This is a genomic window from Corynebacterium sp. HMSC05C01, from assembly GCF_001807155.1.
Classification (GTDB): domain Bacteria; phylum Actinomycetota; class Actinomycetes; order Mycobacteriales; family Mycobacteriaceae; genus Corynebacterium; species Corynebacterium coyleae.
Genome location: NZ_KV787961.1, coordinates 233 through 521 on the forward strand (window position 1 = coordinate 233; position 289 = coordinate 521).

Annotated in this window: 1 rRNA gene (only partly in view); it reads right to left on the reverse strand. The window is 52.6% G+C overall.

Going from position 1 to position 289, the window contains the following annotated elements:
• A 16S ribosomal RNA gene (locus tag HMPREF3145_RS07555) occupies positions 1-289 on the reverse strand; its annotated part reaches 232 nt to the left of the window's first position; the annotation flags it as partial.

The following is a 289-nucleotide window of genomic DNA, read 5'->3' on the forward strand; positions in this document are numbered from 1 at the left end:
ATGATTTGACGTCATCCCCACCTTCCTCCGGTTTGTCACCGGCAGTCTTGCTAGAGTGCCCAACTGAATGATGGCAACTAACAATAAGGGTTGCGCTCGTTGCGGGACTTAACCCAACATCTCACGACACGAGCTGACGACAACCATGCACCACCTGTCACTTTGCCCCCGAAGGGGAAGCTCTATCTCTAGAGTGGTCAAAGGATGTCAAGACCTGGTAAGGTTCTTCGCGTTGCTTCGAATTAAACCACATGCTCCACCGCTTGTGCGGGCCCCCGTCAATTCCTTT